Annotated in this window: 19 protein-coding genes and 2 other annotated features; all 19 genes read left to right on the top strand. The window is 40.3% G+C overall.

What is annotated here, in order from left to right:
- Positions 1-66: 66 nt before the first annotated feature.
- Positions 67-765, top strand: coding sequence for a 2-C-methyl-D-erythritol 4-phosphate cytidylyltransferase (ispD, locus tag ACHUFV_RS25900; protein WP_394239308.1), 699 nt, complete (start codon positions 67-69; stop codon positions 763-765).
- A gap of 5 nt (positions 766-770) precedes the next feature.
- On the top strand, positions 771-1259 hold the full coding sequence (gene ispF / locus ACHUFV_RS25895; protein ID WP_394239306.1) for a 2-C-methyl-D-erythritol 2,4-cyclodiphosphate synthase: 489 nt from the start codon (positions 771-773) through the stop codon (positions 1257-1259).
- 54 nt (positions 1260-1313) lie between these two features.
- Positions 1314-2768 (top strand): glutamate--tRNA ligase, encoded by a 1455-nt coding sequence (gltX, locus tag ACHUFV_RS25890; protein WP_394239304.1) that lies wholly within the window; start codon positions 1314-1316, stop codon positions 2766-2768.
- A 47-nt stretch (positions 2769-2815) separates the two neighbouring features.
- Positions 2816-3035 (top strand) — a binding site (T-box leader).
- A gap of 99 nt (positions 3036-3134) precedes the next feature.
- On the top strand, positions 3135-3806 hold the full coding sequence (gene cysE / locus ACHUFV_RS25885; protein ID WP_394239302.1) for a serine O-acetyltransferase: 672 nt from the start codon (positions 3135-3137) through the stop codon (positions 3804-3806).
- Positions 3787-5184, top strand: coding sequence for a cysteine--tRNA ligase (cysS, locus tag ACHUFV_RS25880; protein WP_394239300.1), 1398 nt, complete (start codon positions 3787-3789; stop codon positions 5182-5184). Before cysE ends, cysS begins: the two co-directional genes overlap by 20 nt.
- Positions 5185-5188: 4 nt before the next feature.
- On the top strand, positions 5189-5626 hold the full coding sequence (locus ACHUFV_RS25875; protein WP_394239298.1) for a Mini-ribonuclease 3: 438 nt from the start codon (positions 5189-5191) through the stop codon (positions 5624-5626).
- Complete coding sequence (gene rlmB, locus ACHUFV_RS25870) at positions 5610-6359, top strand: 23S rRNA (guanosine(2251)-2'-O)-methyltransferase RlmB (protein WP_394239296.1); 750 nt, start codon at positions 5610-5612, stop codon at positions 6357-6359. The genes ACHUFV_RS25875 and rlmB overlap by 17 nt, the downstream gene beginning before the upstream one ends.
- A 2-nt stretch (positions 6360-6361) precedes the next feature.
- On the top strand, positions 6362-6868 hold the full coding sequence (locus ACHUFV_RS25865; protein ID WP_394239294.1) for an NYN domain-containing protein: 507 nt from the start codon (positions 6362-6364) through the stop codon (positions 6866-6868).
- Positions 6869-6942: 74 nt separating this feature from the next.
- The gene (gene sigH, locus ACHUFV_RS25860; protein WP_394239292.1) at positions 6943-7602 is read left to right on the top strand and encodes an RNA polymerase sporulation sigma factor SigH; all 660 of its coding nucleotides are present in this window, start codon (positions 6943-6945) and stop codon (positions 7600-7602) included.
- A 93-nt stretch (positions 7603-7695) separates the two neighbouring features.
- Entirely contained in the window at positions 7696-7839 is a 144-nt protein-coding gene (rpmG, locus tag ACHUFV_RS25855) for a 50S ribosomal protein L33 (protein ID WP_394239290.1), read from the top strand.
- 51 nt (positions 7840-7890) lie between these two features.
- On the top strand, positions 7891-8073 hold the full coding sequence (gene secE / locus ACHUFV_RS25850; RefSeq protein ID WP_394239288.1) for a preprotein translocase subunit SecE: 183 nt from the start codon (positions 7891-7893) through the stop codon (positions 8071-8073).
- Positions 8074-8243: 170 nt separating this feature from the next.
- A complete protein-coding gene (gene nusG, locus ACHUFV_RS25845; RefSeq protein ID WP_394239286.1) occupies positions 8244-8777 on the top strand; it encodes a transcription termination/antitermination protein NusG in 534 nt (177 codons plus the stop codon).
- A gap of 183 nt (positions 8778-8960) precedes the next feature.
- Positions 8961-9386, top strand: coding sequence for a 50S ribosomal protein L11 (rplK, locus tag ACHUFV_RS25840; protein ID WP_016204545.1), 426 nt, complete (start codon positions 8961-8963; stop codon positions 9384-9386).
- A 168-nt stretch (positions 9387-9554) separates the two neighbouring features.
- Entirely contained in the window at positions 9555-10250 is a 696-nt protein-coding gene (rplA, locus tag ACHUFV_RS25835; RefSeq protein WP_394239283.1) for a 50S ribosomal protein L1, read from the top strand.
- A gap of 53 nt (positions 10251-10303) precedes the next feature.
- Positions 10304-10453 (top strand) — a sequence feature (ribosomal protein L10 leader region).
- A gap of 34 nt (positions 10454-10487) precedes the next feature.
- Positions 10488-10988: a 50S ribosomal protein L10 gene (gene rplJ, locus ACHUFV_RS25830; RefSeq protein ID WP_394239281.1), complete on the top strand. Its 501-nt coding sequence runs from the start codon at positions 10488-10490 to the stop codon at positions 10986-10988.
- A gap of 53 nt (positions 10989-11041) precedes the next feature.
- Positions 11042-11404 (top strand): 50S ribosomal protein L7/L12, encoded by a 363-nt coding sequence (gene rplL / locus ACHUFV_RS25825; protein ID WP_394239279.1) that lies wholly within the window; start codon positions 11042-11044, stop codon positions 11402-11404.
- 121 nt (positions 11405-11525) lie between these two features.
- Positions 11526-12137, top strand: a complete 612-nt coding sequence (locus ACHUFV_RS25820) for a class I SAM-dependent methyltransferase (RefSeq protein ID WP_394239277.1) — start codon at positions 11526-11528, stop codon at positions 12135-12137.
- 293 nt (positions 12138-12430) lie between these two features.
- On the top strand, positions 12431-15988 hold the full coding sequence (gene rpoB / locus ACHUFV_RS25815; RefSeq protein WP_394239276.1) for a DNA-directed RNA polymerase subunit beta: 3558 nt from the start codon (positions 12431-12433) through the stop codon (positions 15986-15988).
- Positions 15989-16217: 229 nt separating this feature from the next.
- Positions 16218-19817 carry a DNA-directed RNA polymerase subunit beta' gene (gene rpoC / locus ACHUFV_RS25810; RefSeq protein ID WP_394239274.1) on the top strand — a complete coding sequence of 1200 codons (3600 nt, stop codon included), beginning with the start codon at positions 16218-16220 and terminating at the stop codon, positions 19815-19817.
- Positions 19818-19931: the final 114 nt, after the last annotated feature.

The raw sequence follows: 19931 nt of genomic DNA, 5'->3' as shown, positions 1-19931 counted from the left end.
AATAAGCTCGAAGCGCCGGCAGTTCACTCCGGCGTTTTCATGCATACATAGATAGGAGCTCAGGTTATGCCTTATCAAGTCATTATCCCTGCAGCAGGTCAGGGGAAAAGAATGGGAGCGGGGAAAAATAAACTCTTGCTTGAGCTGGAGGGTGTTCCGGTTTTTATTTATACGTTGAAGGTTTTTGAAGGGGACGAAAATTGCGCTGGAGTTATTCTTGCTGTTAATGAACAAGATGAAAAGGAGTTTCACAGTCTGTTAACGAAGTATGGTATAACGAAGGTCATTTGCTTTGTTCCCGGTGGACCGGAAAGACAGCACAGCATATACAATGGGGTTAAAACCTTACAAGGAAATGGAATTGTTCTCGTGCATGACGGGGCGCGTCCGTTTATTGATTGTAATCAAATCCATTCCCTTGTTTCATCTGCAGAGCTGCATGGTGCAGCTGTACTGGCCGTTCCAGTTAAGGACACGGTGAAAAAGGTAAAGGATGATAAAGTAATAGAGACGGTTGAACGTTCCAGCTTGTGGGCAATCCAAACTCCACAAGCTTTTCGTATGTCCCTCTTGCGCCAAGCATATGAATGGGCAGAGGAAGAAGGCTTTTTAGGAACGGATGATGCCAGTCTAGTTGAGCGGATTGGTCATGATGTAATGATTGTAGAAGGGAATTATGACAACATTAAGCTCACGACACCAGAGGATTTATTTTTTGCAGAGACTATTATTCGTAAGCGCAGAAGTATGACAAAAAGGAGTTAATAGATATGTTTCGAATTGGACAGGGCTTTGATGTACATCAGTTTGCAGAAAACAGGGACCTGATTATCGGCGGAATTACGATTCCGTATGAGAAGGGGCTTCTGGGTCATTCTGATGCAGATGTACTGTTACATACAGTTGCAGATGCTTGTTTGGGAGCAATTGGAGAAGGGGATATTGGCAGACACTTTCCCGATACGGATCCTAACTTTAAGGATGCTGATTCAAGTAAGCTGCTCCGGCATGTTTGGGGTATTGTGAAGGAGCACGGGTACGAGCTGGTGAATGCAGACTGTACCATTATTGCCCAAAAACCAAAAATGGCTCCTTATATCGTTCCGATGAAGGAGAGAATTGCCTTTTTATTGGAGACGGAACCTAAGAATATTAATGTAAAAGCAACAACCACTGAAAAACTAGGATTTACTGGACGAGGGGAAGGGATTGCCGCACAGGCGGTTGTCTTATTGAGAAAATTAGGGTATTCTGACTAAGATATACATACGAAAATAAGTTAAATTGTATTTTTTACTGGAGGCGTGAAGGCTATGGCAAACGAAATCCGAGTACGTTATGCACCGAGTCCAACTGGACATCTGCATATTGGTAATGCTCGTACAGCGTTATTTAATTATCTGTTTGCGCGAAATCAAAATGGGAAGTTTATTATCCGTATTGAAGATACGGATCAAAAGCGTAACATTGAAGGCGGAGAACAGAGTCAGCTTAAATATTTAAAATGGCTTGGCATGGATTGGGATGAGGGTGTCGATATTGGAGGAGAATATGGCCCATACCGTCAATCAGAGAGAAATGACATTTATCAAAAATATTATAATGAGCTTCTTGAGAATGGAAAGGCCTATAAATGCTATTGTACGCCTGAAGAGCTGGAAAAGGAACGTGAGGAGCAGGTTGCAAGAAATGAAAATCCGCTTTATTCTGGCAAATGTCGTCATTTAACACCTGAAGACCAAAAGCGTCTTGAAGAGGAAGGAAGAGAACCGAGCATCCGTTTTAGAGTTCCAGAAGGCCAGGTATTCGCATGGGATGATATGGTGAAGGGGAATGTCTCATTTGAAAGTGACGGCATTGGCGATCATGTTATTGTGAAAAAAGACGGAATTCCTACCTATAATTTTGCGGTAACCGTTGATGATCATTTAATGGAAATCTCCCATGTTTTACGCGGTGATGATCATATTTCCAATACGCCAAAGCAATTAATGATTTATGATGCTTTGGGCTGGGAGCGTCCTACTTTCGGTCATATGACTCTTATTGTAAATGAAAGCCGAAGAAAGCTTAGTAAACGTGATGAAAGTATTATTCAATTTATTGAGCAATACGAAGAGCTTGGATATATTCCAGAAGCTTTATTTAACTTTATCGCTCTATTAGGCTGGTCTCCTGAAGGGGAGGAAGAAATTTTCACACGCGAAGAGTTTATTAATATCTTTGATAGCAGCCGTCTTTCCAAGTCTCCAGCTTTATTTGATAAACAAAAGCTTGCTTGGATGAATAACCAATACATGAAAAAGATTGAGCTTGATCGTGTCGTTGAGCTTGCTTTACCACATTTAGTTAAGGCTGGTTATGTAAAGGAAACAAGAACGGAAGAGGAAAATACATGGGCTCGTGAGCTAATTGCCCTTAATCAGGAAAAAATGAGCTGTGGAGCTGATATTGTTGAGCTTTCAGAGCTATTCTTTACGGACATCGTCTCTATGGATGAAGAAGCGAAGGAAATTATTTCAGGCGAGCAAGTACCAGAGGTTTTAGCCGCGTTTTTACATGAAATAGAGAGTCTGGAGTCCTTTACAGCAGATGAAATTAAGAAGGCTGTAAAAGCAGTACAAAAGTCTACCGGCCATAAGGGGAAGAACCTCTTTATGCCTATCAGGGTTGCTACTACCGGACAAACACATGGCCCTGATTTAATGAAAGCAATCGAGCTTTTAGGAAAAGAAAAAGTAAATGCTCGTGTAATGAATATAATTTGATTAACATATTCATAAAAGTGTAATATAGTAAATGTATGAGAATATTGGTTAAAATGTTGATGAGAAAGAGTAAAAAAATGATGCTTTTGCTAGAGAGAACCATCATCGGCTGAAAGTGGTTTAAGCCCCTCATTTTTTGAATGCGTCTCAGAGTCCTGTGTCGAACTTTAGAATAGTAGATATGGGCGGTTCCCTCCGTTACCAGGGCAGAGTGGAGGTCTCCTTTGAGGCTTAAACAGAGTGGAACCGCGCGCAAGCGTCTCTGTCTTTATGACAGGGACGCTTTTTTTATTTTTACGAGCAGTGTCCGGTGCCATGCCTAAAGATGGCAAGGTGCTTGCACTTTTCAAAAGGGGAGGGATAGCAGTGTTTAAAAATCTAAAAGAGGATGTCCAGGTTATTTTTGAGCAAGACCCAGCGGCGAGAAGTTATATAGAGGTTATCCTAACCTATTCAGGACTACACGCCATATGGTCACATCGATTTGCTCATTCTTTACACAAAAAGAAGTTTTTCTTTCTAGCAAGGGTGGTTTCACAGGTAAGCAGATTTTTTACCGGAATAGAAATCCATCCCGGTGCAAAAATTGGTAGACGGCTTTTTATTGACCATGGAATGGGAGTTGTCATTGGAGAAACGTGTGAAATCGGTGATAACGTGACCATTTATCAAGGAGTAACATTAGGCGGTACAGGGAAAGAGAAGGGTAAACGTCATCCAACCGTAAAAGATAACGCATTAATTGCAACAGGTGCTAAAGTATTGGGTAACATTGTTATTGGGGAGAATGCAAAAATTGGTGCTGGGTCAGTCGTTCTAAAAGATGTTCCGGCTGATTCAACGGTTGTAGGCATACCAGGACGTGTAAAGGTGCAGGCTGGAGTGAAGGTTAATAAGGATTTAAACCATGCCAATTTGCCAGACCCTGTCTCCGATCGGTTAAATGAATTGCAGGAAGAAATTACGAAATTAAAGTTAGAATTGGAAGACCTAAGGAAGGAAAGGAGCTTCAATCAGCATGACTATTCAAATTTATAATACTCTTACAAGAAAAAAGGAGGACTTTATTCCTCTTGAGGATGGAAAAGTAAAAATGTATGTGTGCGGACCGACGGTTTATAACTATATCCATATCGGTAATGCACGCCCAGCTATTGTGTTTGATACTGTTAGAAGATATTTAGAATTCCGCGGCTATGATGTCCGCTATATTTCTAATTTTACAGATGTAGATGATAAATTAATCCGGGCAGCTAATGAAATTGGAGAAGATGTACCAACAATTGCAAACCGTTTTATCGAGGCCTATTTTGAGGATGTCAGTGCATTGGGCTGCAAAAAAGCAGATATTCATCCCCGTGTAACAGAGAATATGGATATTATTATTGATTTTATTAAAACCTTAATTGAGAAAGGCTATGCCTATGAGTCTGAAGGAGATGTCTATTTTCATACCCGTCGATTCGATGAATATGGGAAGCTTTCACAGCAATCGATTGATGAGCTGCGTGTCGGAGCTCGTATTGCAGTTGGCGAGAAGAAACAGGATTCATTGGATTTTGCTCTTTGGAAGGCTGCCAAAGAGGGAGAAATCTATTGGGAAAGTCCTTGGGGAAAAGGAAGACCTGGCTGGCATATTGAATGCTCTGCGATGGCAAGAAAATACCTGGGCGATACAATTGATATCCATGCAGGCGGACAGGATTTAACCTTCCCGCATCATGAAAATGAAATTGCACAATCTGAGGCGTTAACAGGCAAACCATTTGCCCGCTATTGGATGCATAATGGGTATATCAATATTGATAATGAGAAAATGTCAAAATCTCTTGGAAATTTCGTGCTTGTACATGACATTATTAAAAGACATAATCCGCAAGTGCTGCGTTTGTTTATGCTGTCCGTTCACTACCGTCATCCAATCAATTACAGTGATGAGCTATTAGATAATACACGTAATGCTTTAGAGAGAATAAAAACGTCCTACCAAAACTTGAGTCACCGTAAAGAGGCCAGCACGAACCTAACAGATAATGATAATGCATGGATCGAGGATATGAATGGTTTGCGTGAGCAATTTATTCAACAAATGGATGACGATTTTAATACGGCTAATGCCATTTCCGTTCTTTTTGAGCTATCAAGCCTTGCTAATCGTTATTTAATGGAGAAAAATACAGACACAAGCGTCATTGAGCGTTTCATGAAGCTGTTTGAAGATCTATCAAATGTATTAGGGCTGCAGTTAAAGGAAGAAGCTCTTCTAGATGAGGAAATTGAGGCATTGATTGAAAAAAGAATCCAAGCTCGTAAAGACCGTGACTTCCAATTAGCAGATCAAATTCGTGATCAATTAAAGGATTTAAATATTATTTTAGAAGATACACCACAAGGTACAAGATGGAAAAGAGGCTAATGAAATGCTGCAATATGAACAAAAGGTAAATGAGAAGCTTTTAAACAGCCTCGCTCTTGCCTATATGGGAGATGCCATTTTTGAAACATATGTAAGATATCATTTGCTGCAAAACGGGCATGTTAAGCCGCACTTACTTCACAAAGCCGCGACGCGTTATGTTTCAGCTAAAGCTCAATCGGGTGTGCTTCATCAAATGATGGAGGAAGGTTATTTCGGGGACGAGGAAATAGCCATTATTAAAAGGGGACGGAATGCTAAATCGGGTTCCGTACCCAAAAATACAGATGTGCAAACCTACCGGTACAGTACGGCATTTGAAGCACTGCTTGGCTCATTATATCTTGCTGGGAATACAGAAAGGCTGGAGGAGATCATACTCCATACCTTTCAACTGATTGATGATATGAAAGGAGAAGGATCACATGGTGCAAGAGCATGATTACATCATGGGGAAAAACCCTGTTATTGAAGCATTAAAATCTGAGCGGGATATCAACAAAATCCTGATTGCAGAAGGATCACAACGCGGGCAAATGCAGCAAATTACGGGCATGGCAAAGGAGTTAAATGTTCTCGTACAATTTGTACCGAAAAAGAAATTGGATAGTTTGGTAGAGGGAAATCACCAAGGTGTATTGGCGCAGGTTGCAGCTTATCAATATGCAGAGATTGATGATTTATTTGCAAATGCAGAAAAGAAGAATGAAACACCCTTCTTTCTGCTTCTGGATGAAATTGAGGACCCTCATAATCTGGGCTCTATTATGAGAACCGCTGATGCAACCGGTGCCCATGGAATTATTATTCCAAAACGCCGTGCAGTAGGCTTAACCGCTACGGTGGCAAAGGCTTCGACAGGTGCGATTGAGCATATTCCAGTTGTACGGGTTACAAATATGGCTAGAACGATTGACGAACTAAAAGAAAGAGGCATTTGGATAGTGGGAACAGATGCTAAGGGGAAAGAAGATTATCGGCAATTTGATGGGGCGATGCCACTTGGTCTAGTGATAGGCAGTGAAGGGAAAGGCATGGGAAGGCTTGTTCGGGATAAATGTGATTTTCTAATCAGGCTGCCTATGGCTGGAAAGGTAACGTCACTTAATGCATCAGTTGCTGCTGCACTTCTAATGTATGAGGTTTATCGAAAACGTAACCCACTTGAGGGATAAAAATGAATATTTTGCTGGTGGACGGATATAACATAATCGGTGCATGGCCTGACCTGCAGGAATTTAAAAATAAAGATTTAGCGGCTGCAAGGGATTTATTGGTTGAAAAAATGGCGGAGTACCAGGCCTATACAGGCTACCGGGTGATTATTGTATTTGACGCCTACGGGGTACAAGGGATTGAGAAAAAGTATAATAATTATCAGGTTGAGGTCATTTTTACAAAGGAAAATGAAACGGCGGATGAAAGAATTGAACGGCTTGCCATTGCGTTAAGCAATCGTAGAACACAGATCCATGTGGCAACATCAGATTATACAGAGCAGTGGGCCATTTTTGGACAAGGTGCTCTACGTAAGTCGGCAAGAGAACTGCTCATCGAAATGGAATTAATCGAAAAGGGCATTGAAAGAAAAGTGAAGAAGATCGAAGAAAAAAAACCGTTGTCCAAAATTCCGTTAAGTAAAGAATTGGCTGAAATTTTCGAAAAATGGCGTCGAGAACGGTAATGATTGGTTGACGTTGGAAAAATGTGTGCTGTATAATAACTCTAATCATGCTTTTGCGGTCGGGGGGATCTGTGTTGAATTCTTACATCGGGACGAAGCTTAACGACAGTAACGTTCAATATTTGCAACTTGAGGATGAAGAGATTATTGATTTAGTGCATAAGGGAGAGACTGAAGCACTTGATTTTTTGATACATAAGTATCGAAATTTCGTGCGGGCCAAAGCGAGATCATATTTTTTAATTGGGGCGGATCGGGAGGATATTGTTCAGGAAGGCATGATTGGTTTATTTAAAGCAATACGTGATTTCAAAGAGGACAAGCTGTCATCCTTCAAGGCTTTCGCAGAGCTCTGTATAACAAGACAAATCATTACCGCTATTAAAACGGCTACAAGGCAAAAGCACATTCCATTGAATTCCTATGTGTCATTAGATAAGCCAATTTATGATGAAGAATCCGATCGCACGTTAATGGACGTTATATCAGGAGCAAAGGTATTAGATCCAGAAGAATTAATTATTAACCAGGAAGAGTTTGATCATATAGAAGTAAAAATGGCTGAGCTGTTGAGCGACCTCGAAAGAAAGGTGCTCGCTCTTTATTTGGACGGGCAGTCTTATCAGGAAATATCAGAAGAACTAAATCGACATGTTAAATCAATTGATAATGCCCTGCAGCGTGTCAAACGAAAGCTAGAACGCTACTTAGAAATCAGAGAGTTCTCACAATAGCAACAATATGTGTCTGAAATTACCTGTTATTGACATGACCTAGTCACCGTGTTACATTTTTATAGATATAAAAGAAGCTATAGTGGGTGCAAAATGAGAAAAAAAGTTATCCTTGCATGTTCAGAGTGTGGTTCGCGAAACTACACAACCATGAGTAAAAAAGACTCGGAACGTCTTGAGTTGAAAAAGCATTGTGACCAATGTCAGGCTCATACAGTACACCGTCAAACAAAATAGCGACTTTTCATAGATAGGAAAAAAGCAACACTTCAGTTTGGAGGTTACGAAATGCAACGCATCGTGAAATTTTTCCGTGAAGTTGGACGTGAAATGAGAAAGGTCAGTTGGCCAAAACGTAAGGACCTTACCAGCTACACGGTTACTGTTATTGCTACTGTGACATTCTTTTCACTCTTTTTCGCTGTCATTGACTTAGGTATTTCTGAATTGATTCGTTTAATTCTTGAATAACTCCCAGCAACTGATGGTATAATGGGGGATAGAAACAGAAGGAAAACTTACAAAGCCCGGAAACGGGTTTTTTGGTTTGTAAAGAAACGTTTTTCATCCTCTATTACGTTAGTTTGAAAGACAATGAAAACATAAATTTACAGGGAGGGAAGGACGTATAGTCCCCTTGAATGGAAAAAAATTGGTATGTTGTCCATACTTACTCAGGTTATGAGAACAAAGTAAAGGCAAATTTAGAAAAACGGGTTGAATCAATGGCCATGCAGGATAAGATTTTCAGAGTCATTGTACCGGAAGAAGAAGAAACAGATGTAAAAAATGGAAAGAAAAAGGTCGTTAAGAGAAAGGTATTTCCTGGTTATGTATTAGTCGAATTGGTTATGACTGATGATTCTTGGTATGTAGTACGAAACACGCCAGGTGTTACAGGCTTTGTTGGATCAGCGGGTGCAGGTTCAAAACCAACTCCATTGCTATCAGATGAAATTAATTCCATTCTTAAGCATTTAGGTGTAGATGAAAGAAGAGTGGATATTGATTTTGAAATCGGTGAAATAGTGAAGGTGAAGGAAGGACCGTTTGCTAACTTTGAAGGCTCTATTGAAGAAATTGATAAAGATAAAGCGAAGATCAAAGTACTCGTTAATATGTTTGGTCGGGATACGCCGGTAGAGCTTGAATATACACAAGTTGAAAAAATATAACATGAAGAACTTGAAATCGAAATGAAAAAGTGGTAATATTTCAAAGGTCAGTATGTCCCGAGTAAAAAACTCAGGACGCTAATAAAGTTTCTTATTTTAAAAATAGAGACTATAGATTGAGTGGGAGGGACTCAAAAAAGAGAGCCCCTATTACCACATCACGGACTTAAGGAGGTGTGTCTCGTGGCTAAAAAAGTAATTAAAGTTGTTAAATTACAAATTCCTGCAGCTAAAGCAAACCCAGCTCCACCAGTTGGTCCTGCTCTTGGTCAAGCCGGTGTTAACATCATGGGATTCTGTAAGGAGTTTAACGCTCGTACAGCTGAACAAGCTGGATTAATTATTCCGGTTGAAATCACGGTATTCGAGGACCGTTCATTTACATTTATTACGAAAACTCCTCCTGCTGCTGTTTTACTTAAAAAAGCAGCTGGAATCGAATCTGGTTCTGGTGAACCAAATCGTAATAAGGTAGCTACAGTTAAGCGTGACAAAGTACGCGAGATTGCTGAAACTAAAATGCCTGATCTAAACGCAGCAGATGTTGAAGCAGCTATGCGTATGGTTGAAGGTACTGCACGCAGCATGGGCATTGTTATCGAAGACTAATCCATGCGGTAAATGATTGGTTAACAAAAAGGTTGCGGGGGCGAATAAATTCAAACTCGCAACCTTTATATCTGTTTACCAATATCGCTTAAGGCGCCAGGCCAGCAGCGATTCGCTTTATACGTGGGAGGAAATTCCGCTAAAACCACAATTTAGGAGGAAATAAAAATGGCTAAAAAAGGTAAGAAGTATGTAGAAGCTGCAAAGCTAGTTGACCGTACAAAGGCTTACCCAATCGGTGAGGCAGTTGAACTTGTTAAGAAGACAAGTTTCACAAAATTTGATGCATCTGTAGAAGTGGCATTCCGTTTAGGAGTAGACCCAAAGAAAGCAGACCAGCAAATTCGTGGAGCAGTTGTACTTCCTAACGGTACTGGTAAAACACAAAGAGTTCTTGTATTTGCAAAAGGTGAAAAGGCGAAAGAAGCTGAAGCAGCTGGAGCAGATTACGTTGGAGATTCTGAATACATCAACAAAATCAGCCAAGGTTGGTTTGAATTTGATGTAATCGTTGCTACACCTGATATGATGGGTGAAGTTGGTAAACTTGGACGTACATTAGGACCAAAAGGTTTAATGCCAAACCCTAAAACAGGAACTGTAACATTTGATGTTACAAAAGCAGTAAATGAAATTAAAGCTGGTAAAGTGGAATACCGTGTTGATAAAGCTGGTAATATCCATGTTCCTATTGGTAAAGCATCTTTTGAAACTGAAAAGCTTGTTGAAAACTTTAATACTATTTTCGATACAATGGTAAAAGTTAAGCCAGCTGCAGCAAAAGGTACTTACATGAAGAACGTTGCGGTTACTTCAACTATGGGACCAAGCGTTAAAGTTGATCCTGCAACAGCAGGTAAATAATAAATAATTGTTGACAACGATGACTCTATTTACTATAATAGAGTCTGTTGTTAAAATATAATTCATTTGTACCGAAGACAGCAGGTGCTAATTGCTTAATTTCCTGCCGAGGTCATACGATAGATTATAAACGCACGTTATTTAAGCGGCTATTGTATACTACCTCCATCTTTGTTCTAGTATGGAGGTATTTTATTGTCCGGTATAAATGCAGTAATTCTTACAGGAGGTGTAAAGATGAGCAGCATTATTGAAAAAAAGATACAAATCGTTGACGAAATCGCTGAAAAACTTAAATCAAGTGCATCAACAGTTGTTGTTGACTACCGTGGTTTAAATGTTGCTGAAGTAACTGAACTTCGTAAACAACTTCGTGACGCTGGCATCGACTTCAAAGTATATAAAAATACTATGACTCGTCGCGCAGCGGATTCTGTTGAACTTTCAGGTCTTAATGAATATTTAACAGGTCCTAATGCGATTGCCTTCAGTAATGAAGATGTAGTTGCTCCTGCAAAAATCATCAATGACTTCGCTAAGAAACACGAAGCATTAGAAATTAAAGCAGGTGTTATCGAAGGAAACATCGCTACAGTTGAAGAAGTGAAAGCTCTTGCTGAACTTCCATCTCGCGAAGGTTTACTTTCTATGTTACTCAGCGTACTTCAAGCTCCTATCCGCAACCTTGCTCTTGCTACAAAAGCAGTTGCAGATCAAAAGGAAGAACAAAGCGCGTAAGTTAATCGAATGAAGATAAATTAATAACCCAAAAATAAGGAGGAAATTCAATCATGACTAAAGAACAAATCATTGAAGCAGTTAAAAATATGACTGTTTTAGAATTAAATGACCTAGTAAAAGCAATCGAAGAAGAGTTTGGTGTAACTGCTGCAGCTCCTGTAGCTGTTGTTGGCGGTGCTGCTGGTGCTGCTGCTGAAGAGAAAACTGAATTTGACGTTGTTCTTGCATCTGCAGGCGACCAAAAAATCAAAGTTATCAAAGTTGTACGTGAAATCACAGGTCTTGGACTTAAAGAAGCAAAAGAACTTGTTGACAACACTCCAAAGCCAGTTAAAGAAGGCGTTTCTAAAGAGGAAGCTGAAGAAGTTAAAGCTAAGCTTGAAGAAGTTGGAGCTGGCGTTGAAGTTAAGTAATTTTCCAACAAAAAGCTCGCTGTATAAGCGAGCTTTTTTTGTACTATCTATTCTTATGTTAACTGCTCAAAGTTTATTCCCCAGATTCTAAAATTCACATTTCTCCAGCGGAGGTGATAACATGTCCGAGCATTATTATTCCCGAACTCAAAATGTTGATAGCAATCCAATGATTTGGAATTATACTTTAAGAAATTCGAACTTCCGTTTTAAAACGGATAACGGCGTTTTTTCAAAAAAGGAAGTGGATTTTGGATCAAGATTATTAATTGAAACCTTTGATATGCCAGATGTGCCTGGTGATGTATTAGATGTTGGCTGCGGGTATGGGCCAATCGGCTTATCTGTTGCAAAACATTGGCCAGAAAGAACGGTACATATGATTGATGTCAATTTGCGTGCGTTAGGCCTTGCAAAGGATAATGGTGAATTAAATGGCGTACATAATGTGGCGATTTATGAGAGTGACCGTTTATCTGCAGTAACAGGAAGGAAGTTCGCTGCTGTGCTCACTAACCCTCCCATTCGGGCTGGTAAAGAGGTTGTTCATGATATTTATGAGCAAAGCTATAACTCTCTGCTTCCTGACGGGGAACTATGGGTCGTGATACAAAAAAAGCAGGGGGCACCTTCGACTATTGCAAAGCTCTCTGAGACCTTTGCTGTTGTGGAAACAGTGGCGAAGAAGAAAGGCTACTTTATTATAAAAGCGAAGAAGGCTAAGCGAGAATAAGTTTATCTTGTTGTCAATATGTTTTATGAAATTAGAAGAAAAATATTGACTAGCCCTAAGTGTTGTGATAGCATTGTAAAATGCCAATAGATTAATTTCTCTTTATTACTAATTTTATAATAAGTTGTATAAAGTATGGTTAATTTGGAGAAAATAACCAAATAATAGTCGTAATCTGAGAATGTGGTTTTTGAGTTAAAAACCCTTTTTCTTTTTGTCTTATGGAATAGGAAGAAATTCCTTATATAAGATGGCAATAAATATTAAAACGCTTGATTTGAGGGGTGAATGAGTTGACAGGTCAACTAGTTCAGTATGGACGACACCGCCAACGAAGAAGTTACGCACGGATCAGTGAAGTTTTAGAATTACCAAATCTCATTGAAATACAGACCTCTTCCTATCAGTGGTTTCTTGATGAAGGGTTACGTGAAATGTTCCAGGATATTTCACCAATTGAAGATTTTACAGGTAATCTATCTCTAGAATTTATTGATTACAGTCTTGGCGAACCAAAGTATTCTGTTCCAGAATCGAAAGAACGGGATGTTACATATTCCGCACCATTACGTGTGAAAGTACGTCTTGTAAACAAAGAAACAGGAGAGGTCAAAGACCAAGATGTCTTTATGGGCGACTTCCCTCTTATGACAGAAACAGGTACATTTGTCATAAATGGTGCAGAGCGCGTTATCGTTTCCCAACTTGTGCGTTCACCAAGCGTCTACTATAGCGGGAAATTAGATAAAAATGGAAAAAAGGGCTATACAGCTACTGTTATTCCAAATCGCGGTGCATGGCTTGAATATGAAACAGATGCGAAAGATGTTGTGTATGTGAGAATTGATCGTACTCGGAAACTTCCTGTTACGGTTCTTTTGCGTGCATTAGGCTTTGGCTCTGATCAAGAAATCCTTGATTTGATTGGAGAAAATGAGTATCTCCGCAACACCTTGGAAAAAGATAATACAGAAGGCACTGAAAAGGCCTTATTAGAGATATATGAGCGTTTACGTCCGGGTGAACCGCCAACAGTTGACAATGCAAAAAGTTTATTGGTTTCAAGATTCTTTGATCCAAAACGCTATGATCTTGCCAATGTTGGACGATACAAAATTAACAAAAAGCTTCATATAAAAAATCGTTTGTTTGGGCAGCGTTTGGCTGAGACCTTGGTTGATCCTGAAACAGGTGAAATTGTTGCTGAAAAGGGAACACTGCTTGACCGTCGTACATTGGATCGTATCATTCCAAATTTAGAAAAAAATATTGGTTTTAGAACGATTACGCCATATGGCGGTGTTGTAGAAGAAGAAGTTGTTCTTCAGTCAGTCAAAATTTACGCGCCAAATGAAGACGAAAAAGTTATCAATGTTATCAGCAATGCCTATGTGGAAGAGGCTGTTAAACATATTTCTCCAGCCGATATTATTGCATCTATCAGCTACTTCTTTAACCTTTTACATGAAGTAGGAAATACAGATGATATTGATCACTTAGGAAACCGACGTTTACGTTCTGTTGGTGAGCTCCTGCAAAACCAATTCAGAATTGGATTATCCAGAATGGAACGTGTGGTTCGTGAAAGAATGTCCATCCAGGATACAAATACAATCACTCCACAGCAGTTAATCAATATTCGTCCGGTTATCGCATCTATTAAAGAGTTCTTTGGAAGCTCACAGTTGTCACAATTTATGGACCAGACAAATCCGCTTGCAGAGCTAACACATAAGAGACGTTTGTCTGCATTGGGACCTGGTGGTTTAACACGTGAACGTGCAGGGATGGAAGTTCGTGACGTTCACTATTCGCACTACGGCCGTATGTGTCCAATTGAAACACCTGAGGGACCAAACATCGGTTTGATTAACTCATTATCATCCTTTGCAAAGGTAAACAGATTTGGCTTTATCGAGACTCCGTACCGGAAGATTGACCCTGATACGGGCAGAGTGACAAATCACATTGATTACCTGACAGCTGATGAAGAAGATAACTATGTTGTTGCACAGGCCAACTCTCGCCTTGATGAGAACGGCGCATTTATGGATGAAGAAGTTGTATCTCGTTTCCGTGGTGAAAATACAACTGTCAACCGTGACCGTATTGACTACATGGATGTATCACCTAAGCAGGTTGTATCTGCTGCGACTGCGTGTATTCCTTTCCTAGAGAATGACGACTCAAACCGTGCGTTAATGGGAGCGAACATGCAACGTCAAGCAGTACCGCTTATGCAGCCTGAAGCGCCACGAGTTGGAACAGGTATGGAGTATGTTAACGGTAAAGACTCTGGAGCTGCAGTGATTTGTAAGCATGACGGTATTGTGGAGCATGTTGAAGCACGTGAGGTTTGGGTACGCAGAATTAAAGTGATCGATGGTCAGGAAGTAAAAGGTGACCTTGATAAATATAAATTATTAAAATTTATCCGTTCCAACCAAGGAACATGCTATAACCAACGTCCAATTGTTGCAGTTGGAAACCGAGTAACAAAAGGCGAAGTCCTTGCTGATGGACCTTCAATGGAACTTGGTGAATTAGCATTAGGACGAAATGTCCTTGTAGCCTTCATGACTTGGGATGGTTATAACTATGAGGATGCCATCATCATGAGTGAACGTCTTGTAAAAGATGATGTGTATACTTCAATCCATATTGAAGAATATGAATCAGAGTCTCGTGATACAAAACTAGGACCTGAGGAAATTACACGTGATATACCGAACGTCGGAGAAGATGCACTTCGAAATCTTGATGAGCGTGGAATCATCCGTACCGGTGCTGAAGTAAAGGATGGAGACCTGCTTGTTGGTAAAGTTACACCTAAAGGAGTAACGGAATTAACAGCTGAAGAACGCCTTTTACATGCCATTTTTGGTGAAAAAGCACGTGAAGTTCGTGATACATCGCTGCGTGTACCACACGGCGGCGGCGGAATAGTCTTAGACGTAAAAGTCTTTAATCGTGAAGACGGAGACGAACTGCCTCCTGGTGTAAATCAGCTTGTCCGTGTGTATATTGTACAAAAACGTAAAATCTCTGCCGGAGATAAAATGGCGGGACGCCATGGTAACAAAGGGGTTATTTCCCGTATTTTACCTGAAGAGGATATGCCGTACTTACCAGATGGCACACCTGTTGATATCATGTTAAACCCATTAGGGGTACCATCACGTATGAATATCGGTCAGGTGCTTGAGCTTCACCTTGGAATGGCAGCAAGATATTTAAATATCCATGTAGCATCACCTGTATTTGATGGTGCAACAGAGGAAGATGTTTGGGAAACGATTGAGGAATCAGGAATGGCTTCAGATGCCAAGACTGTTCTTTATGACGGTAGAACCGGTGAACCGTTTGATAACCGTGTTTCTGTAGGTGTCATGTATATGATTAAATTGGCACACATGGTTGATGATAAGCTTCATGCTCGTTCAACTGGACCATACTCTCTTGTTACGCAGCAGCCTCTTGGTGGTAAAGCACAATTTGGCGGACAGCGCTTCGGAGAGATGGAGGTTTGGGCTCTTGAAGCGTACGGTGCTGCTTATACGTTACAAGAAATCCTAACAGTCAAATCGGATGACGTTGTAGGACGTGTTAAAACATACGAAGCGATTGTAAAAGGTGAAAATGTTCCAGAACCAGGTGTTCCGGAATCATTTAAAGTATTAATTAAAGAACTTCAAAGCTTAGGTTTGGATGTTAAGATCCTATCTGGTGATGAAGAAGAAATAGAAATGCGTGATCAGGAAGATGAGGAAGAGATGCAGCAGGCTGAGTCTATTACTGTTACTCCTGAACCACAGGATATGGAATCTGAAAAGGTTGGTCTAAACGAGTAAGGCTTATTCGACAAAAAAGTCAAAGACTTACGTATTCCCTGATATTAGATAGATGGAATTTTAACATTCCATCTATCTGTATGGGGTTAAACCACACGGATTTATTCTGCTGGTAAAAACTTCGTAAATAAATAATTAGTGATTGTTTGATATAGGGATTAAGTTCCGGTATTCGTCGGAATAGCTGCAATTTGGGTATAACCCGGAGATGAAAAGGGAGGTAGGCCCCTTGCTTGATGTAAATAATTTTGAGTTTATGAAAATAGGTCTGGCGTCACCAGATAAAATTCGATCTTGGTCATTTGGTGAAGTGAAAAAACCAGAAACTATTAACTATCGTACATTAAAGCCTGAAAAGGACGGCTTATTTTGTGAACGAATTTTTGGACCGCAAAAAGACTGGGAATGTCATTGCGGTAAATACAAGCGTGTACGTTATAAAGGTGTAGTCTGTGATCGATGCGGTGTTGAAGTAACACGTGCGAAAGTGCGCCGTGAACGTATGGGTCATATTGAATTGGCTGCTCCTGTATCACATATATGGTACTTTAAAGGGATTCCAAGCCGTATGGGACTTGTCTTAGATATGTCTCCACGTGCATTGGAAGAGGTTATCTATTTTGCTTCATATGTTGTAACTGATTCAGGGGATACAACCCTTGAGAAGAAACAGCTTTTATCTGAAAAAGAATACCGTGCATATCGTGAAAAGTACGGAAACAAATTCCAAGCTTCAATGGGTGCGGAATCAATTAAAAAACTTCTTTCTGATATCGATTTAACGAAGGAAGCCGACATGCTAAAGGAAGAGCTAAAGACAGCTCAAGGACAGCGTCGTACTCGTGCGATTAAGCGTCTTGAAGTGATTGAAGCATTCCGTGGTTCAGGTAATGAACCATCTTGGATGATTCTTGATGTTCTACCGGTCATTCCTCCTGAGCTTCGCCCTATGGTACAGCTTGATGGCGGTCGTTTTGCAACATCTGACTTAAATGATTTATATCGTCGTGTTATTAACCGTAATAATCGTTTGAAACGATTATTAGACCTTGGTGCGCCAAGTATAATTGTTCAAAACGAAAAGAGAATGCTGCAGGAAGCAGTTGATGCGCTTATTGATAATGGACGTAGAGGCCGCCCTGTAACAGGTCCTGGTAACAGACCACTTAAATCTCTCTCACATATGTTAAAAGGTAAACAAGGACGATTCCGTCAAAACCTATTGGGTAAACGTGTGGATTATTCCGGTCGTTCGGTTATCGTTGTTGGTCCAAACCTTAAAATGTACCAATGTGGTCTTCCAAAAGAAATGGCATTGGAGCTTTTCAAGCCGTTCGTCATGAAGGAGCTTGTGGAAAAGGGATTAGCTCATAATATTAAATCAGCAAAGCGTAAAATTGAAAGGGTTCAACCTGAAATTTGGGATGTCTTAGAAGAGGTTATTAAAGAGCATCCAGTTTTGCTTAACCGTGCCCCAACGCTTCACAGATTGGGAATTCAAGCCTTCGAACCAACGCTTGTAGAAGGAAGAGCAATCCGTCTGCACCCGCTTGTATGTACTGCCTATAACGCGGACTTTGACGGTGACCAAATGGCTGTTCACGTACCACTTTCGTCTGAAGCACAGGCTGAAGCACGTCTATTAATGCTTGCTGCTCAAAATATTTTGAACCCGAAAGATGGAAAGCCGGTTGTAACACCTTCTCAGGATATGGTATTAGGAAACTATTACTTAACACTTGAGCGTGCTGGTTATGTTGGAGAAGGAATGGTCTTTAATGATATCAACGAAGCATTACTAGCTTATCAAAATGGCTATGCGCACCTGCATACTCGTATTGCAGTACGTGCTGCTTCGCTAAAGAATCCAACATTCACAGAAGAACAAAATAAAAAGCTATTACTTACAACTGTAGGGAAACTCATCTTTAATGAAATTTTACCTAAGTCATTCCCTTATATAAATGAACCAACTAAGAGAAATCTAGAAGTAGAAACGCCTGCAAAGTACTTTGTAGATCCAGGTACTGATGTGAAAGCGCATATTCAAGATATGCCGTTAGTTGATCCATTTAAGAAAAAGATATTAGGTAATATCATTGCGGAAGTGTTTAAGCGATTTAAAATCACCGAAACCTCCAGAATGCTTGACCGTATGAAGGACCTTGGATTTAAATATTCTACCAAGGCTGGAATTACTGTTGGGGTTGCCGATATCGTCGTTTTAGGTGAAAAGAAAGAAATTATTGATGAAGCTCATACTAAAGTTGAGAATGTCATGAAGCAGTTTAGACGTGGTTTAATTACCGAGGACGAGCGTTATGATCGCGTTATTTCCATTTGGAGTGCCGCGAAGGATACGATCCAATCTAAATTGATGGATTCCTTAGAGAATACGAACCCAATCTTCATGATGAGTGATTCCGGAGCCCGTGGTAATGCATCGAACTTCACTCAGCTTGCTGGTATGCGTGGATTGATGGCCAACCCGGCTGGACGTATCATTGAATTACCAATCATTTCAAGTTTCCGTGAAGGTTTAACGGTGTTGGAATACTTCATTTCTACACATGGTGCGCGTAAAGGTCTTGCCGATACAGCGCTAAAAACAGCTGACTCTGGTTACTTAACAAGGCGTCTTGTCGATGTTGCGCAGGATGTTATTGTCCGCGATGATGATTGTGGAACAGATCGTGGTCTGATGATTTCTGCATTAAAAGACGGCAATGAAATCATTGAACCTCTTGATGAACGCTTAATTGGCCGTTATGCTAGAAAAGCGATTAGACATCCAGAGACAAAGGAAGTTATTGTAGCGGAGAACGACTTAATTACAGAAGATCTTGCTGTTGAAATCATGGATGCCAATATTGAACAGGTCTGGATTCGATCTGCATTTACATGTAATACACGTCATGGTGTATGTAAAAAATGCTATGGCCGAAATCTTGCTACAGGTCAAGAGGTTGAAGTGGGCGAAGCAGTTGGTATTATTGCGGCCCAGTCTATCGGTGAACCTGGAACACAGTTAACCATGCGTACATTCCATACCGGTGGTGTTGCCGGTGACGATATCACTCAAGGTTTACCGCGTATTCAGGAGATATTTGAAGCGCGTAATCCGAAAGGGGTTGCGGTTATCTCTGAAATCGATGGTGTGGTTGTAGGTATTAATGAAGGACGCGATCGACAGCATGAGATCATCGTTCAAGGTCAATTAGAATCACGCACATATACTGCTCCGTATACAGCTCGATTAAAGGTTGCTGTAAATGACCATGTGTTAAGAGGACAGGAACTTACAGAAGGTTCAATCGATCCGAAGGAATTAATCAAGGTTAAAGATGTTATGTCCGTACAAGAGTACCTGCTTAAAGAGGTTCAAAAGGTATATAGAATGCAGGGTGTTGAAATTGGCGACAAACACGTAGAGGTTATGGTTCGTCAAATGCTCCGTAAGGTACGTGTTATTGAAGCTGGTGAAACAGATGTACTTCCTGGTACACTTCTTGATATTCACCAATTCACAGATGCGAATGAAAAGGCATTGCTAGAAGGTAAAATGCCTGCAACTGGACGTCCTGTGTTACTTGGTATTACAAAAGCATCTCTTGAAACAGATTCCTTCTTATCTGCCGCGTCCTTCCAAGAAACGACAAGGGTTCTTACAGATGCAGCAATTAAAGGAAAACGCGATGAATTACTAGGCCTGAAGGAAAATGTAATTATTGGTAAGTTAATTCCTGCGGGAACTGGTATGTCACGCTATCGTAGAGCTGAACCATATTCAAACGAAGAAGTACCTGAAACTCCAGTAACAGTAGAGTAATGATTAATACAGCACTCTCGAAAAGGGAGTGCTGTATGATTGTTGCAATTTACTTATGTATGCTGAATACAGCAGAAACATTCATATAGTTTCAAAAAAAAATAATAACGATGT

Origin of the sequence: Niallia oryzisoli, from assembly GCF_043641075.1 — a bacterium.
Classification (GTDB): Bacteria; Bacillota; Bacilli; order Bacillales; family Cytobacillaceae; genus Bacillus_BD; species Bacillus_BD oryzisoli_A.
Note: the sequence above shows the minus strand (reverse complement) of the source record. Positions and strands in the feature narration are given on the sequence as shown.

What these genes read in the sequence shown, in the direction of transcription:
- ispD (WP_394239308.1), top strand. Translation starts at nt 67, where the DNA reads ATGCCTTATCAAGTCATTATCCCTGCAGCAGGTCAGGGGAAAAGAATG.
- cysS (WP_394239300.1), top strand. Translation starts at nt 3,787, where the DNA reads ATGACTATTCAAATTTATAATACTCTTACAAGAAAAAAGGAGGACTTT.
- rlmB (WP_394239296.1), top strand. Translation starts at nt 5,610, where the DNA reads ATGGTGCAAGAGCATGATTACATCATGGGGAAAAACCCTGTTATTGAA.
- ACHUFV_RS25865 (WP_394239294.1), top strand. Translation starts at nt 6,362, where the DNA reads ATGAATATTTTGCTGGTGGACGGATATAACATAATCGGTGCATGGCCT.
- ispF (WP_394239306.1), top strand. Translation starts at nt 771, where the DNA reads ATGTTTCGAATTGGACAGGGCTTTGATGTACATCAGTTTGCAGAAAAC.
- rplA (WP_394239283.1), top strand. Translation starts at nt 9,555, where the DNA reads ATGGCTAAAAAAGGTAAGAAGTATGTAGAAGCTGCAAAGCTAGTTGAC.
- rpmG (WP_394239290.1), top strand. Translation starts at nt 7,696, where the DNA reads ATGAGAAAAAAAGTTATCCTTGCATGTTCAGAGTGTGGTTCGCGAAAC.
- secE (WP_394239288.1), top strand. Translation starts at nt 7,891, where the DNA reads ATGCAACGCATCGTGAAATTTTTCCGTGAAGTTGGACGTGAAATGAGA.
- rplJ (WP_394239281.1), top strand. Translation starts at nt 10,488, where the DNA reads ATGAGCAGCATTATTGAAAAAAAGATACAAATCGTTGACGAAATCGCT.
- ACHUFV_RS25875 (WP_394239298.1), top strand. Translation starts at nt 5,189, where the DNA reads ATGCTGCAATATGAACAAAAGGTAAATGAGAAGCTTTTAAACAGCCTC.
- gltX (WP_394239304.1), top strand. Translation starts at nt 1,314, where the DNA reads ATGGCAAACGAAATCCGAGTACGTTATGCACCGAGTCCAACTGGACAT.
- ACHUFV_RS25820 (WP_394239277.1), top strand. Translation starts at nt 11,526, where the DNA reads ATGTCCGAGCATTATTATTCCCGAACTCAAAATGTTGATAGCAATCCA.
- rplL (WP_394239279.1), top strand. Translation starts at nt 11,042, where the DNA reads ATGACTAAAGAACAAATCATTGAAGCAGTTAAAAATATGACTGTTTTA.
- nusG (WP_394239286.1), top strand. Translation starts at nt 8,244, where the DNA reads ATGGAAAAAAATTGGTATGTTGTCCATACTTACTCAGGTTATGAGAAC.